Origin of the sequence: Cystobacter fuscus (assembly GCF_044360685.1) — a bacterium.
GTDB lineage: Bacteria > Myxococcota > Myxococcia > Myxococcales > Myxococcaceae > Cystobacter > Cystobacter fuscus_C.
This window is the reverse complement of the sequence record NZ_CP043491.1, coordinates 10,127,241-10,140,906: the sequence shown is the minus strand read 5'-3', so window position 1 is coordinate 10,140,906 and position 13,666 is coordinate 10,127,241. Positions and strand designations below refer to the sequence as shown.

Below are 13,666 nucleotides of genomic sequence, written 5' to 3'. Positions count from 1 at the left end.
TCGAGCTTGGGCTTCAGCGATGGCATGTCGAGCAGCTCGTGCGACCGTGAACGTCGTTCTCTTTCATCAGCGATTCCGCGAGCTTTTCCGCCTCGGCGTGATCCGCGGGCGGCTTCCACGTCATGCTGGTGATGAATTCCTGCGGACGCAGGTTCGGCCCGGGGTTGCGGTGGCAGTCCAGGCACCACTCCATGGTGAGCGGAGCCACCTGCTCGATGGCGCCCATCTCGTCCACCCGCCCGTGGCAGGTCACGCAGCCGACGCCCTTGGAGACGTGGATGGCGTGGTTGAAGTAGACGAAGTCCGGCAGGTTGTGGACGCGGATCCAGGGGATCGGCTGGTCCGTGAAGTACGCCTGACGCACGAGCGCCAGATACGGACTCTGGTTCCACACCTGCGCGTGGCAGGACATGCAGACCGTCGTGGAGGGGATACCGGCCGACGGCGACTTCTCCACGGAGAAGTGGCAGTAGCGGCAGTCGATCTGCTCGTCACCGGCGTGGTGCCGGTGGTCGAATTCAATCGGCTGCTCGATCGGACGGTTCTGATTGGTGACGAACGGAGACCGTACGTACGCCATCAGTCCGCCGAGCGCGAGCGCGGGGAATGCGAGGAGCGCCGCGACCGAAGCGCGCGACACCGTGTTCGTCCAACGTGGGAAGAGAGGACCGCTCATACCAGGACCGAGGGGCTGATCAGTGGATGGCTCCGGAGGTCGCAACCGGGAGCACAGTGCGACCGGACCGGAGACGGGTATGGGGAGATTGGGACAAGAAGCGCATTCACGGCGTTGCTATGGCTACGGCGGCTCCTGCCCAGACAGGAGACTCGCGAAGAAACCCGACCCCGACCGAATGAAGAGATGCCGTGGACGGGGTCGCTCCTCCTCGTCCCAGTCCAACGCGGCGCGTGACCATCGGGCATCATTATCAGACTGTCAACCTTTCTCGTTCCGCACCGGGAATAGGGCTGGCGCGCGGGATAGCACGACTCCGGCGCCGTGGCGCGATCAGAAAGCGCGGGCGATGATGATCTCTTCTGGAAGTTGGTAGGGAGGTTGAAACCGTGCGAGGGTCAGGCATCGTCCGGGTCGCGCCAGCGCTCCCGGCGCCGCGCCAACAGCCGATCCACGATGTCACGCACCCGGGCGTCCCGGCGGAAGTGACGGTCGTGGCGGGTGCCTTTTCCCTGATTGCAGCGCGCGCACGCCAGGCCCAGGTTGCCCAGGTCATCCGTGCCCCCGTGAACCTGGGGGACGATGTGCTCGATGGTGGCGCGGCTGATGGGTTCGCCGTCCAGGCCGATGACGAGGTAGGCGTTGCAGTGCAGGCACTTGCCCAGCCACACCTCCTGGCCCCGGTGCTCGGTCCGCTCGAAGGTGGCGTCCGTGGCCACGATGTCGAGGATGCGGCGGCGCCTGGCGAAGCTCACCCTCCTCTCTATAGAAGTATGTAGCGCTACGTGCCAGCGGGCCCGGGGCGCCCGGTGGCCGGTCGGTTAGAGTGGCGACCCATGAAGGACAAAACGGTGGTCGTCACGGGGGCCTCCTCGGGCATCGGCGAAGAGCTGGCAGTACTTCTGGCGGAAAAAGGAGCACGGGTAGTGCTCGCGGCGCGGGACGAGGTGGCGCTCGCCCGGGTGAAGCAGCGCTGTGAGAAGGCCGGGGGCCAGGCGCTCGCCGTGCCCACCGACGTGAGCGACCCCGAGTCCTGCCGCCGCCTCATGGCGCGCGCCGTGGAGGCCTTCGGCGGAATCGACGCCCTGGTCAACAACGCCGGGCTCACCATGCGCGGGCGCTTCGAGGAGGTGACGGACCTGTCCGTCTTCGAGCGGCTCCTGCGGGTGAACTACCTGGGCGCCGTCTATTGCACCCACCACGCGCTCGCCTCCCTCAAGGAGCGACGGGGCCTCATCGTCGCCGTGTCCTCCCTCACGGGCAAGAGCGGCGTGCCCGGCCGCACCGGCTATGCCGGGAGCAAGCACGCCATGCAGGGCTTCTTCGACTCCCTGCGCATCGAACTGCTCGGCACCGGCGTGGACGTGCTCGTCGCCTCCCCCGGCTTCGTCGCCACCCCCATCCGGGCCCGGGCGCTCGGCCCGGATGGCAAGACGGGGCACCCGGACGCGGCGGAGGAGAAGGGCGCGCGGGTGATGGACGCCCGCACGTGCGCTCGCTTCATCCTGCGCGCCATGGAGCGCCGGGAGCGCGAGTGGGTGATGATGCCCGCCGCGCGGGTGATGCTGGCCCTCAAGGCGCTCGCGCCGGGACTGATCGACCGGCTGGCCGCGTGGAAGATCAAGAACGCCCCGCCCTGAGCCCCGGCCGCGTCTCCCTCAGGCCGCGGCGAGCAGGTCCTCCCGGAGGCGCGTGAGGACCTTGCCCAGCAGGTTCAGGCCCCTCCACTTCGCTGGATCCTGGATGCGGGGATCCTCCGCCGACAGCCCCACGCCCCAGATGCGGTCCAACGGGCTGGCCTCCACCAGCACCGTTCCCCGGGTGGCCAGCAGCGCCGAGCGCAACCCGTCGTTCTGGGTGAACTTGGCGTGGTTGCCCTCATACACGATGCGCTCGCGCTCCCGTTCCCACACCGCGCCCTCGAAGCCACGCACCTCGCGTCCAAGCGCCTTGTGCTCCTTGGGCGTGCGCGCCACGAGGATTCGCGCGGCCGTCTCCCCATCGCCGAAGAGCCGCGCCTTGCCGTACATCATGTACTGCTCGGCGCAGAGGAACCGCTCTCCCTCCACCACGAACTCCGAGGCATGCCACTGCGAGAACGGAGACTCCGACCGCCAGAAGAACGTGAAACCACCGCGCACGGTATCCATCGGCTGCACTCCCAGGTTGGTGTTCATTGAACACCAAGAGGGACGCCGCGGACAACAACACCTGACGGCGTCCGGTGCGTTCAGGAGGTGGGGGGCCGGTAGGATACCTGCGTCACGGTGTACTCGATGGCGCCGCGGGGGCGCTCCACCCGGACGGACTCTCCCTCCTCCTTGCCGAGCAGCGCCCGCGCGAGGGGCGATTCGACGCTGAGCCGCCCCGCCTTCACGTCCGCCTCGTCGGGACCCACGATGCGATACGCCGTCTCCTCCCCCTCCTCGTCCTCGAGCGTCACCCAGGCTCCGAAGAAGACCCGTGCCTCGTCGGGCACCTCGGTCACCACCCGCACCTCCTCCAGGATGGCGGCGAGCTGCCGCGCCCGGCGCGCCCGCTCCCGCGCCTGTCCTTCTCCCGCGAACGCCAGGGCTTCCTTCTCCTCCCGGGGAAGGGGAATCGAGAGCGCCGCCAGCTCCTCCTGCATCGCCCGGTAGCCCTCGGCGGTGATGTAGCGCTCCTCTCCCGCTGCCGCGCGGGGGCGGGGAGGCAGGACGACGTCTTCTCCGCCCGCGTCCTCCTTGGTGAAAGCCTTCGACATGTGCTCCCTCCGGGGTTGGCCGCCTGTCCGGCTCGCCGCTCTGGCTCCCAGGCCGCGGGTGTTCTCCTCCTTACGATAACGACTCGCCCCCTCTCCGAGGACCGGCGTTCCCAACAAGGAGCAACCGGCCGGGCGGGCCCCTCCTTCGAAGGGAGGGCGTGCTCCCCTGCCTCCCCCACGCTCCGGGAAGCATGGGGTGGCGGAGCGGGGAAGGGCGCCGATCTTCCCCGGAGGGAAAAAGACCCGGGAGATACGACATGGCAAGAAAGGTACTGAAGGGCATCCGCGTGGGGGTGCTGGCAACCGACGGCTTCGAGCAGGTGGAGCTCACGATCCCCGTGAAGGCCCTGCGCAAGCGCGGCGCCCAGGTGGACATCGTCTCGCTCCACAAGGGGAAGATTCGCGGCATCAACCTGATGTGGCCGGGCAAGAAGGTCCCCGTGGACGAGACGGTGGACAACGTGCGGCCCAGGGACTTCGACGCCCTGCTCATCCCCGGAGGCTTCCAGAATCCGGACTCGCTCCGCCAGAGCGAGGAGGCGCTCGACTTCGTCCGGGAGATCGATCGGCTCGGCCGGCCCATCGCCACGCTGTGCCATGGCCCCTGGGTGCTCGTGTCGGCGGGCCTCGCCAACGGGCGCAGGCTGTCGTCCTGGCCGGGCATCAAGGATGACATCCGCAACGCGGGCGCCGAGTGGCGCGATGAGTCCGGGGTGCTCGACGGGCGGTGGTTCACCAGCCGTGGACCTCAAGACATGCGCCACTTCATCAAGGGCATGGTGTCGCTCTTCGCCGAGTACGCGCCCCGCAACCACCTGGCGCAGGAGCGCTCGCACTGGGGCCGCTGGGCCATTGCCGCCTTGCTGGGTCTCATCGCCATCCGTCCCGTGCGCGAGGCGCTCGCGCGCTGAGGGGCGGGCTCCCTTCCGGGAAGGGTGATCAACCCCCCCTTTCGCGGATTTCCAGGACGGGAGATAAACTGGGCGGACCCTCGTCATGAGCGGGGGCTCCCTACCCAGAGGCATGTGATGAACGCTCAGGAGCGCAAGGCGGCCTACCGCCAGCGCGCGGAGAAGGGCGAGGCGGTCCCCGTCTCCGTCGTGCTCCCCGCCGACCTCGACACGCCGCTCTCCGCCTACCTCAAGCTCGGTGGCGCACGCGGTTTCATCCTCGAGTCCTGCCAAGGTGGCGAGCGCTTCGGCCGCTACAGCCACGTCGCCACCGCGCCCAGCGGCCGGTTGAGGCTCGACTCCCGCGGCGGCACCCTCTGGCGCGGCGAACAGTCGCAGCGCCTCGAGGGCAAGCCGCTCGACGTCCTGCGCTCCGTCTGGCGCGAGAACGCCGTGGCCAAGCTCCCCGGTGAGCCCCCCTTCGTCGGCGGCCTCGTGGGCTACCTCGGCTACAACTGCATGTCCTGGTTCGAGCGCCATGTGCCCGACCGCCACCCCTCGGACGTCTCCTTCCCCGACTCCGAGTGGCTCGTGTGTGATGACTTCGTCACCCTCGACTCGCGCTCCCAGACGATCCAGGCCACCGCCATCGCCCGGCCCTCGCGCCATGGCAGCGTCTCCCAGTCCCTCCAGGACGCCGAGGCCCGTGCCGAGGCCATTGCCCAGCGCCTGCTGCGGCCCATCTCCGCGGATGCCTACGCCCCCTCTCCTCCCATGCGCGGCGAGCTGGACGTGAAGGTCGGCTGGGATCGCGCCGGCTACGAGGCCGCCGTCGAGCGCGTGAAGGAATACATCCGCGCGGGTGACTGCATGCAGGTGGTGCTCGCCCGCCGCTTCGAGGCCCGCGGCGCCCCGCCGCCCCTCTCCCTCTACCGCGCCCTGCGCCGCATCAACCCCTCGCCCTATCTCTTCCACATCGAGATGGGCGAGGCACGGGCCCTCGTGGGCGCCTCGCCGGAGCTGCTCGTGCAGGTGCGCGACGGGGACGTCGTCGTGCGCCCCATCGCCGGCACCCGCCGCCGCGGCGCCACCGAGGCCGAGGACCTGGCGCTCGAGAAGGAATTGCTCGCCGACGAGAAGGAGCGCGCCGAGCACATGATGCTCGTGGACCTGGGCCGCAACGACGTGGGCCGCGTGGCCGCTCCGGGCTCGGTGCGCGTCGAGGACCTCATGGTCATCGAGCGCTACAGCCACGTCATGCACATCGTCTCGCAGGTGCGCGGCCGGCTCGACGCGAAGTACGACGCGCTCGACGCGCTCGCGTGGACGTTCCCCGCGGGCACCGTGTCCGGTGCGCCGAAGATCCGCGCCATGCAGATCATCGACGAGCTGGAGCCCATGCGCCGCGGCCCCTACGCGGGCGCCGTGGGCTACCTGTCCTTCTGCGGCGCGCTGGACCTGGCCATCGCCCTGCGCACCTTCTACATCGATGGCGATCGCACCATGTGGCAGGCCGGCGCCGGGCTCGTGGCTGACTCGGTGCCCTCGAAGGAAGCGGATGAGACCGAGGCCAAGGCGCGGGTGCTCGCCACGGCCCTGAAGCAGGCCCGTGAGGGAGGTGTGCGGTGATCCTCGTCATCGACAATTACGACTCGTTCACCTTCAACCTCGTGCAGCTGCTCTACACGCTGGGCGCCGAGGTGACGGTGGCTCGCAATGACGAAATCGACGCCGAGGGCGTGGCGGCCTCGGGCGCGTCGCACCTGGTGGTGTCGCCCGGGCCGTGCACGCCCAACGAGGCCGGGGTGAGCATGGCGGCCATCCGCGGCGCCAAGGTGCCCGTGCTCGGCGTCTGTCTGGGACACCAGTCCATCGGGGCCGTCTTCGGCGGCCAGGTGGTGCGCGCCCCCGAGCCCGTGCACGGCAAGACAGTGTCCGTGCGCCACTCGGGCCAGAGCATCTTCACGGGCATGCCCGTGGGCTTCCAGGCGGCGCGCTACCACTCGCTCGTGGTGGATGCGCCGAGCCTGCCCGCGGAGCTGGAGGCCACGGCGTGGTCTCCCGAGGGCCTCATCATGGGGCTGCGCCACCGCGAGCGGCCCGTGGTGGGCGTGCAGTTCCACCCCGAGAGCGTGCTCACGCCCGAGGGGCCCAAGCTCGTGCGCAACTTCCTCGACGGCCGCTTCTAACGGGCTCAGGGGCTCGCGGGGACCGCCACCGGAGCGGGTGGCTCCGCGGGCTCCTCGAAGATGCCTTCCTCGCTCCCGCCGAGCACCCGGAGCACGGGCAGCACACTGCTCCGCTCGTCCGTCCACCGCGTGGGCGGCGGCTTGTCATAGGCGAGCCGCTCCACCCGCTCGCCCGCGCGCAGGAAGGTGTCTCCCCGGGAGAAGTGGGCGTCCGCGCTCAAGAGCATCCAACTGCTGTTGCGCGCCTCGCCCTTCGTCTCGGTACTCACCAGGGTGGCGTGCAGGCCGGTGACCCAGGCGTGCGCCACGGCGATGGGCAACAGGTTCAGGTGCAGGTTGCTGATGTGCATCGCCAGCACGCCTCCCGGCGCCAGGTGCCGCTGGTAGACGGCCACCGCCTCCTCGGTGAGCAGGTGGACCGGGATGGAGTCCGAGCTGAACACGTCCAGCGCGAGCACGTCGAAGCCCTGCGCCTCTCCCCGCGCCAGCTCCTGCTCCAGCATGATGCGCGCGTCCCCCTCCACCACCTCCACCCGGGCCGGTGAGTCGCCCAGGTACGAGAAGTAGCCGCCCAGGCCCCGCGCGAGGGCGATGACCTGGGGATCGATTTCATAGAAGCGCAGCGTGTCCCCGGCCCGCCCCAGCGCGGCCGTCGTTCCCACGCCCAGCCCCAGCACCCCCACGCGCAGCGAGGTGGGCTGGCCCGCGGCTTCCCGCAGCCGCCGCTGCTCGGCGAGCGCCAGTCCCAGCCCGCTGTCGGCGGTGTAGTACGCCGTGGGGCTCCCGCGCCGCTCGGGCCGGGTGTACTGGAAGCCATGGAGGATGCCGCCGTGGTGCAGCATGAAGGCATGGTCCACGTCGCCACGGCTCCTCGCCTCCGACACCTGCACCACCCCGAAGAAGCCCCGCCAGTACTGGAGCGCCTGACGCTCGTCGAGGAATGACCGGGTGACCACGAACGACATGAGCAGCAGGAGCAGGGCCGGGACGTAGCGCGGAGCGGCCCGCGCGAGCGTCTCCTCGGGAGCGCGGCGCAGCAGCAGCATCGCCGCGAGCAGGCAGCACACGCTCAGGGTGAGCGGGTACTCCAGATAGAAGTGGAAGAGGCGGGGCGCCACCAGGTGGACGAAGACCGCGCCGAGCACACCGCCCACGGAGACCCAGAGATAGAAGGCACCCAGGTGGCGCGGACCCGGCCGCAGCCGGTAGAGCTCGCCGTGGCACAGCAGGGCACCGGCCAGCAGCGCCAGACCGCGGAAGAACAGCAGCGAGGACAGCGAGGCGAGCGAGCCCTGATAGGTGACGTAGCCCACCCCCGCCGCGGCGACCAGGAGCGCGATCGCGGTGAGGGGGCGTGAGTAGAGCGCCTCGCGCTCGAAGGCGATGATGAAGGTCAGCAGGTAGAGCGCCAGCGGCAGCACCCAGACGAAGGGGCCCGCCGACACGTCGTGCGACAACTGGTTCGTGGTGGCCAGCAACAACACCGAGGCGCATGCGCTCAACCCCAGCCACGCCAGGGTGCGCGCCACGCCCGGAGCGGCCTCGGGGGCGCTCTCCTCGCGCGGCCGGGCGGGGACGTCCTCGAGGCGCAGCACGCTCCAAGCACACGCCGCGCCACCCGCGCAGAACACCAGGAAGCCTCCGGCCCAGACCCAGGCCTGGACGCCCCGGCCCAGCCAGGGCTCGACGAGCACGGGATAGGCGAGCAGGGCCAGCAGCGAGCCGGTGTTGGACAGGGCGTAGAGCCGGTAGGGCGAGGCCCCCGGACGCACGCGGCTGAACCAGCTCTGCAACAGGGGCGCGGACGTGGACAGGGTGAAGAAGGGCAGGCCCAGTGTGGAGGCGAGCATGGCCAGCAGCCGCGTGCTGGAGATGCCCTCCGCCGTGGGGCGCCACTCGGGCCCGGGGGCCACCGGCGAGCCCCACACCACCGCCCGCACACCCAGCACCGCCACCGTCACACCCAGCAGCGCCAGGTGCACCTGCGCCTGCCGCCGCGACGAGAGCCACCGGGCGCTCGCGTGGGAATAGGCATAGCCGCCCAGCAGCATGACCTGGAAGAACAGCATGCAGGTCGTCCACGCCGCCGGAGTGCCACCAAACCAGGGCAGGGAGTACTTGCCCGCCAGCGGTTGCACGCCAAACAGCAGGAACGAGCTGAGGAAGAGGGTCGCGGCGTAACGGAGCATAGGCGGGAGGGGCGAGCCCCTCGCCGGATGATACCCCTGGTGCGAGCAAACCAACGAATCCGGGGCTCGCTCGTCCGCCCGCTCAGCGCTTCGTGTCGCGCCGCTTCTGCTGACGGGCCTGCTCCGCCCGGAGCGCCCCGCCGATGCGGCGTCCCGCCACCAGCGTCATCTTCGAGACGGGGTTGCCCTGCTTCTTGGGCTTGGCGGGCTGCCAGCCGGCCAGGGAACTCGAACCGTATTTGTTCTTCATCCGTTGCCCTCCTCGTTCTCGCGACACGCCGTGCCTGCCCGGAGAGCCCCCTCGGGGAACTCCCCACCCGTCAGGCTGCTACCAGCGCCCGCGGACTTCAACCCCGGGCCGCTCGGGCCTCGAGCTTCGCCCGGAAGCGCTCGGTGAAGAGGTAGGCGTCCCCGGGCCAGCGCGCGGAGACGTAGTCGCCATCCTCCACCACGAAGGCCGGCCCATGGTCCGTGGCCGTGCCGCGCCGGGAGTACTCGCGCGGTCCCCGCTCGAACCGGCCCGAGGGCGCCAGGGCCTCGCGGACCTCCTCCTCCACGTAGGCGGGGTACGTGCGGTAGTAGCGCCCCAGCTTCCACGCGGTGAGGAAGTACGCCGCGCGCTCCATGTACTTGGGCAGGCACGTGGTGCGCCGGCCCTCCAGCAGGCTCTTGCCGGTGGATGCGTCCTTCGTCCGCGCGAGCACCAGCACCCCGTGGCAGATGGCTCCCACCGGCCGCCCGAGCTTCCAGAACGCCGCCACCTTCGCCTGGAGCGCCTCGCTGCCCAGGTACTGCCGCATGCCGGGCGCGTGTCCCCCGGGCAGCACCAGCCCGTCATATGCCTCGGGCTCGATTGCCTCCCAGGTGATGGGCTTCTGGTAGGCGGGGCTCTGGATCATCTGCTCGTAGAAGCGCTTGGGCTCGGGCTCCGCGCCGAGCTTTCCGAAGATCACTCCCGTGAGCAGCAGCGGATCCGCGGCGGGCGTCTGTCCCCGCTCGGTGGCGAACACCACCTCGTGGCCCGCGTCCACCAGCAGGCGCCAGGGCACGGCCACCTCGGTCACATCGAAGTCTCGATCGGGCAGGGGGATGATGACGCGGCGCGTAGAAGTCATGTCCGGCCCCTTCGCATGAGTTCCCCCGCGTCGGCAATACCCTTGGTGACGCGGCGGGTCATCCGCTCAGGGCGGCTCCACGTCCTGGAAGGGCAGCACCCACGCGCTCACGCTATCCCAGGAGCCCACCCGGGCCAGGTCCACCGTGGGGTCCACGAGCCGCTGCCGGGGCCTGCCATTGAGGCTCGCGAAGGCGTTGACCCGCACCTCCACGCCCGGGTGGCCCCGCTCGGCGAAGTCGCGCGCCAGGTAGTGCGCGAACGTCAGCAGCATGTCCGGCTGCGTGGCCATCATCTTCACCTGGTAGGGCGCGAGGTACTTGCCCGGAGACACCACCCACCACTGGCCCGTGGCGGGCTCGCTGACGCGGAACTCCGCCATGCCGTCCTTCTCCATCAGCATCACGTTCCACGAGAAGCGGAAGCCCTCCTCCGTCCACATCACGTCGCCCGGGTAGAGCAGGTGGCGCAGGGGCAGCAGCACCTGCACGCCGAGGAACGCCGCGGCCAGCACGGGGCCCGTCCATGACGCGCGGAAGGAGGAGCGTGCCGCGGGGGGCGAGAGCGACGCGGGCAGCCTCCGCAGCCAGGCCGCGAGCCGCCGGGGCCAGTCCGGAGGGAAGAAGAGCAGCGCGCCGGAGATCATCACCCACGGGAACATGCCGATGGGGAAGAGCAGCCGGGTGATGACATGGAATGCCACCACCGCCGCGAAGGCGAGCCCGCGCGTGCGCCGCCACAGCAGCGCGGGCACCACGCCCAGGTCGAACACCGCGCCGGCGATGCTGAAGGCATGCGGGGCCCAGGGCAGCTCGAACAACCGCCCGAGCACGGGCAGGTCCGTGCTCGCCGCGAGCCAGATCTTCAACGGCTGGGCATGCACGAGCCAGTCCCGCTTGAGCTTGGCCACCCCGCCAAAGACATACACGAGGCCCACCTGCGCCCGTAGCAGCCACAGCCACCACGCGGGCACGGGGCCCTTCTGGTCCAGGGGCAGCACCACCATCACCAGCCCCACCAGCGAGATGAAATAGTAGTGGTTGAGGTAGTACGTCCGGTCGATGAGGTGCGCGTACGTGAAGGTGAGCACGAACGTGAGCGCGCTCAGCCGGTAGGCGACGCCGAAGGCAATTCCCAGCGCTCCCAGGCCCATCAGCACGAAGTGGACGTACATGCCCACGCCCGGCCAGGGGCGGATCCACTCCAGCCCCGCGAAGGGGAAGAGCACCCGGGGCGCGAGGTAGTGCTCCTCAATCCACCCGTACGCGAAGAAGCGCGCGACGGCGACGGTCATCAACAGCCCGAAGAGGACACGCCACGCCACGAGCGAGGCGCGATCCACGGGCGCGAAGAGCGCCGCGCCGAGCCGCTCTCGCACGCGGGGCGCGGCCTCAATCCCCATCGTTGTCGTTGAACTTGAGCGTCACGCCCAGGTTGGCCACCACCTCGGAGGCGAGCGTGGCGCGCAGGTTGGAGAGGGCGGCGCGGGCGGCCTCCACCGACTCGCGGTTCTGCAGCAGGGCCGTGCGCAGCGGGGGCGGAATGGACTCGAGCGCCGAGCGCACCGCCGCGAGCTCCCCTCGCACCGTCGTGTCCAGGTTCTTGTTGGTGGCGGCCACCACGCGCGCGAGCCCTCCATTGCCCTCCGGTCCAGTCCACAGCCGCTCCATGCCCACGAGCGCGTGCGTCAGGTCCGCGAGCGAGTTGTCGCTGCGCCGTGCCTCCTCCTCCTCGGGCCGCACGGTGCCACCGGTCTCGAACCCGAGCGGCTTGGACAGCTTGAGCTCCGCCACCTCCACCGAGCCGATGAGGCGATTGACGATCTCGTCCACCGCCTCCTTCTGGGTGGCGTACTTGCTGCCGCTGGTGCCCGCGCTCGCGAGCTGCGCGACGTAGTTGCCCTGATCCGGCTCCCACGCGTTGTGCACCTCCACCGCGTTGGTGTGCAGCACGGCCCCGAGCGCCCGCAGGTAGGCCCGGCGGCGCGCTCCGGCGTCTCCCTCGGTGAGCCGCGTGAGCACCGCCGCGTTGCCCGCCTGCGAGTCGAAGAGCACGTACTCCATGGCCATCATGCCCTTGCGGTTGGCACCCAGCTCCCCGACGCTCTGCTCGGTCAGCGGCGTCGTGCCCGCGAGCAGGCTGTCGATGCCGCTCGTCGAGGGCACCTGATCCACCGCGGCGCCCGTGTGCAGCTCCTCCGAGGGGCCGATGTGGAGCGCCTCCTGGATGCCCCAGGGCTCGCGCACGGCGCGCCACGCGGACTGGGCCGTGGCGAGCGTGGCCTCGGTGGGCGTGCGCTCCAGCTCCGTGAGCGCGGTGGCGAGCGTACCCGTGCGCGTGTCGAAGTCCCGGTAGGTGGGCAGGATGCTCTTCTCGCCCAGCTCCCCGAGGAAGGCCGAGCGCAAGGTGGTGCCCTGCGAGTCCCCACACCCCGCGAGGGCGAGCGACAGCAGGAGCGGGACGGACAACAGACGGCGCGAGAGGGGGTTCACAGGGACTCCAGGAAGCGCAGCAGTTGGGCGCGCTCGGTGGCGGAGAGGTTGCGGAAGCGCTCCCGGGCCTTTTCGCCCTCGCCTCCGTGCCAGAGGATGGCCTCCTCCAGCGAGCGGGCGCGGCCATCGTGCAGGAAGCGCGTGTGGCGGTTGACCGTCTTCACGAGCCCGATGCCCCACAGCGGCGGCGTGCGCCACTCGCTGCCCGTGGCCTCGAAGTCGGGACGGTGATCGGAGAGCTGCTCGCCCATGTCGTGCAGCAGCAGGTCCGTGTACGGGAAGATGATCTGCCCGGACAGCTCGGGAGCGTCCTCCACCGTGCCCGTCTCGTGGCGCGGCACGTGGCAGGTCGCGCAGCCCACCTCGCGGAAGAGGCTCCGGCCGCGCAGCACGTCGGGCACGTCCGCGTCCCGGCGCGCGGGCACCGCCAGCATCCGCGAGTAGAACGTCACCTGGTTCAGCTTCTGCTCGTCCACCTCGGGCGTGCCCCCCTTGGGCGCCTGCTGACAGGCCGTCTGCACCGAGGGGCAATCCTCGTCGGGGAACAGCGCCGAGGTGATGCCGATGTCGCCCCGGAAGGCGCTCGTGTTCTGCTGGCTCAGGGAGGGCTGGTTGGCCTTCCAGCCGAAGCGCCCCACGCGCACTGCCCCGGCCCGCACATCCCAGACATGGTTGATCCGGCCCGAGATGCCATCTCCATCCCGGTCCTCGGGATCCGCGAGCTTCTCCAACGCCGCGTCCGGAATGGCCTCGAGCAGGCCCAGGCCGATCATCACCGGCGCCACGCGCGGGCTCACCATGAGCTCGGGGTGGGGCGCGCCGAAGGCCAGGTTCTCCAGCGTGTAGTGGGGCTCCTCCAGCGACCACGGCGTGCCGTCCGCGTACTGGCCCTCGTGGGTGCTGTACGAGAGCGCCATCTGCCCCTCGGCGGGGACACCGAGGATGGAGAGCGGCTGGAGCTGCCCGCCATAGACGGGATCCGCCAGGGGTCCCCCATGCTCGTCCACGCCGGGAATGCTCAGCCGGAAGAGCAGTGACAGGGGCTTCTCCCCCGGCTCGGTCGGGGGCTTGCCCCGGCCATCCTTGAAATGACATGCGGCGCACGACGAGGCGTTGAACGTCGGCCCCAGCCCGTCCAGGCCCTCGGCGGAGGCGGGCGCCGTCACCCAGTTGCGGTTGAACAGGGCGTTGCCCACGAAGAAGGCGTCACGCCGCTCGCCCTGGAGGTTGCGCGCCGCCAGGGCGAAGGCGTTGCGTGTGGTGTCGTGGACCGTTGTCTCTCCGCCCGGCAACGCCTCCTCCGGCGTGGGAGCGTCGTCGTCACCACAGCCGCTGGCGAGCAGGCACAGGAGGGGGATGAGCGCGCGCCGCAT

14 protein-coding genes are annotated in these 13,666 nt (G+C 70.4%); 4 read left to right on the top strand and 10 right to left on the bottom strand.

Going from position 1 to position 13,666, the window contains the following annotated elements; all coding sequences use genetic code 11:
* Window positions 1–13 precede the first annotated feature (13 nt).
* Both F0U63_RS41615 and F0U63_RS41610 read right to left on the bottom strand, forming a co-directional pair.
* Window positions 14–676 carry a cytochrome c3 family protein gene (locus F0U63_RS41615; RefSeq protein ID WP_395839416.1) on the bottom strand — a complete coding sequence of 221 codons (663 nt, stop codon included), beginning with the start codon at window positions 674–676 and terminating at the stop codon, window positions 14–16.
* 398 nt (window positions 677–1,074) lie between these two features.
* The gene (locus F0U63_RS41610; protein ID WP_395839413.1) at window positions 1,075–1,431 is read right to left on the bottom strand and encodes an HNH endonuclease; all 357 of its coding nucleotides are present in this window, start codon (window positions 1,429–1,431) and stop codon (window positions 1,075–1,077) included.
* Between the two features lie 81 nt (window positions 1,432–1,512).
* Here F0U63_RS41610 and F0U63_RS41605 point away from each other — a divergent pair, with 81 nt between their 5' ends.
* Complete coding sequence (locus F0U63_RS41605) at window positions 1,513–2,316, top strand: SDR family oxidoreductase (RefSeq protein WP_395839411.1); 804 nt, start codon at window positions 1,513–1,515, stop codon at window positions 2,314–2,316.
* 18 nt (window positions 2,317–2,334) lie between these two features.
* Here the strand turns inward: F0U63_RS41605 and F0U63_RS41600 are convergent, their stop codons facing one another.
* Both F0U63_RS41600 and F0U63_RS41595 read right to left on the bottom strand, forming a co-directional pair.
* Window positions 2,335–2,853, bottom strand: a complete 519-nt coding sequence (locus F0U63_RS41600; protein WP_395839408.1) for an NADAR family protein — start codon at window positions 2,851–2,853, stop codon at window positions 2,335–2,337.
* A 53-nt stretch (window positions 2,854–2,906) separates the two neighbouring features.
* Window positions 2,907–3,419, bottom strand: coding sequence for a GreA/GreB family elongation factor (locus tag F0U63_RS41595; protein WP_395839406.1), 513 nt, complete (start codon window positions 3,417–3,419; stop codon window positions 2,907–2,909).
* 257 nt (window positions 3,420–3,676) lie between these two features.
* Between F0U63_RS41595 and F0U63_RS41590 the strand changes: the two genes are divergently transcribed.
* The 3 genes from F0U63_RS41590 to F0U63_RS41580 all read left to right on the top strand — a co-directional run bounded on the left by F0U63_RS41590 (window position 3,677) and on the right by F0U63_RS41580 (window position 6,498).
* Window positions 3,677–4,330: a type 1 glutamine amidotransferase domain-containing protein gene (locus F0U63_RS41590; protein ID WP_395839403.1), complete on the top strand. Its 654-nt coding sequence runs from the start codon at window positions 3,677–3,679 to the stop codon at window positions 4,328–4,330.
* Between the two features lie 117 nt (window positions 4,331–4,447).
* A complete protein-coding gene (locus F0U63_RS41585) occupies window positions 4,448–5,938 on the top strand; it encodes an anthranilate synthase component I family protein (protein WP_395839401.1) in 1,491 nt (496 codons plus the stop codon).
* Window positions 5,935–6,498: an anthranilate synthase component II gene (locus F0U63_RS41580; RefSeq protein WP_395839398.1), complete on the top strand. Its 564-nt coding sequence runs from the start codon at window positions 5,935–5,937 to the stop codon at window positions 6,496–6,498. Before F0U63_RS41585 ends, F0U63_RS41580 begins: the two co-directional genes overlap by 4 nt.
* Window positions 6,499–6,503: 5 nt before the next feature.
* Here the strand turns inward: F0U63_RS41580 and F0U63_RS41575 are convergent, their stop codons facing one another.
* From F0U63_RS41575 to F0U63_RS41550, 6 genes are all read right to left on the bottom strand, one after another.
* Window positions 6,504–8,687, bottom strand: a complete 2,184-nt coding sequence (locus tag F0U63_RS41575; RefSeq protein ID WP_395839395.1) for a spermidine synthase — start codon at window positions 8,685–8,687, stop codon at window positions 6,504–6,506.
* Window positions 8,688–8,769: 82 nt separating this feature from the next.
* Window positions 8,770–8,937, bottom strand: a complete 168-nt coding sequence (locus tag F0U63_RS41570) for a hypothetical protein (RefSeq protein ID WP_002622900.1) — start codon at window positions 8,935–8,937, stop codon at window positions 8,770–8,772.
* A gap of 97 nt (window positions 8,938–9,034) precedes the next feature.
* Window positions 9,035–9,802: a type 1 glutamine amidotransferase domain-containing protein gene (locus F0U63_RS41565; protein WP_395839393.1), complete on the bottom strand. Its 768-nt coding sequence runs from the start codon at window positions 9,800–9,802 to the stop codon at window positions 9,035–9,037.
* A 66-nt stretch (window positions 9,803–9,868) separates the two neighbouring features.
* Window positions 9,869–11,179 (bottom strand): HTTM domain-containing protein, encoded by a 1,311-nt coding sequence (locus F0U63_RS41560; protein WP_395839390.1) that lies wholly within the window; start codon window positions 11,177–11,179, stop codon window positions 9,869–9,871.
* 13 nt (window positions 11,180–11,192) lie between these two features.
* A complete protein-coding gene (locus F0U63_RS41555; protein WP_395839387.1) occupies window positions 11,193–12,293 on the bottom strand; it encodes an imelysin family protein in 1,101 nt (366 codons plus the stop codon).
* On the bottom strand, window positions 12,290–13,666 hold the full coding sequence (locus F0U63_RS41550) for a di-heme oxidoredictase family protein (protein ID WP_395839385.1): 1,377 nt from the start codon (window positions 13,664–13,666) through the stop codon (window positions 12,290–12,292). The genes F0U63_RS41555 and F0U63_RS41550 overlap by 4 nt, the downstream gene beginning before the upstream one ends.

Excerpts from the sequence above, each read along its gene's own strand:
- F0U63_RS41550 (WP_395839385.1), bottom strand. The coding sequence starts at position 13,666 with ATGCGGCGCGCGCTCATCCCCCTCCTGTGCCTGCTCGCCAGCGGCTGT.
- F0U63_RS41605 (WP_395839411.1), top strand. The coding sequence starts at position 1,513 with ATGAAGGACAAAACGGTGGTCGTCACGGGGGCCTCCTCGGGCATCGGC.
- F0U63_RS41600 (WP_395839408.1), bottom strand. The coding sequence starts at position 2,853 with ATGAACACCAACCTGGGAGTGCAGCCGATGGATACCGTGCGCGGTGGT.
- F0U63_RS41590 (WP_395839403.1), top strand. The coding sequence starts at position 3,677 with ATGGCAAGAAAGGTACTGAAGGGCATCCGCGTGGGGGTGCTGGCAACC.
- F0U63_RS41570 (WP_002622900.1), bottom strand. The coding sequence starts at position 8,937 with ATGAAGAACAAATACGGTTCGAGTTCCCTGGCCGGCTGGCAGCCCGCC.
- F0U63_RS41615 (WP_395839416.1), bottom strand. The coding sequence starts at position 676 with ATGAGCGGTCCTCTCTTCCCACGTTGGACGAACACGGTGTCGCGCGCT.
- F0U63_RS41565 (WP_395839393.1), bottom strand. The coding sequence starts at position 9,802 with ATGACTTCTACGCGCCGCGTCATCATCCCCCTGCCCGATCGAGACTTC.
- F0U63_RS41595 (WP_395839406.1), bottom strand. The coding sequence starts at position 3,419 with ATGTCGAAGGCTTTCACCAAGGAGGACGCGGGCGGAGAAGACGTCGTC.
- F0U63_RS41575 (WP_395839395.1), bottom strand. The coding sequence starts at position 8,687 with ATGCTCCGTTACGCCGCGACCCTCTTCCTCAGCTCGTTCCTGCTGTTT.
- F0U63_RS41585 (WP_395839401.1), top strand. The coding sequence starts at position 4,448 with ATGAACGCTCAGGAGCGCAAGGCGGCCTACCGCCAGCGCGCGGAGAAG.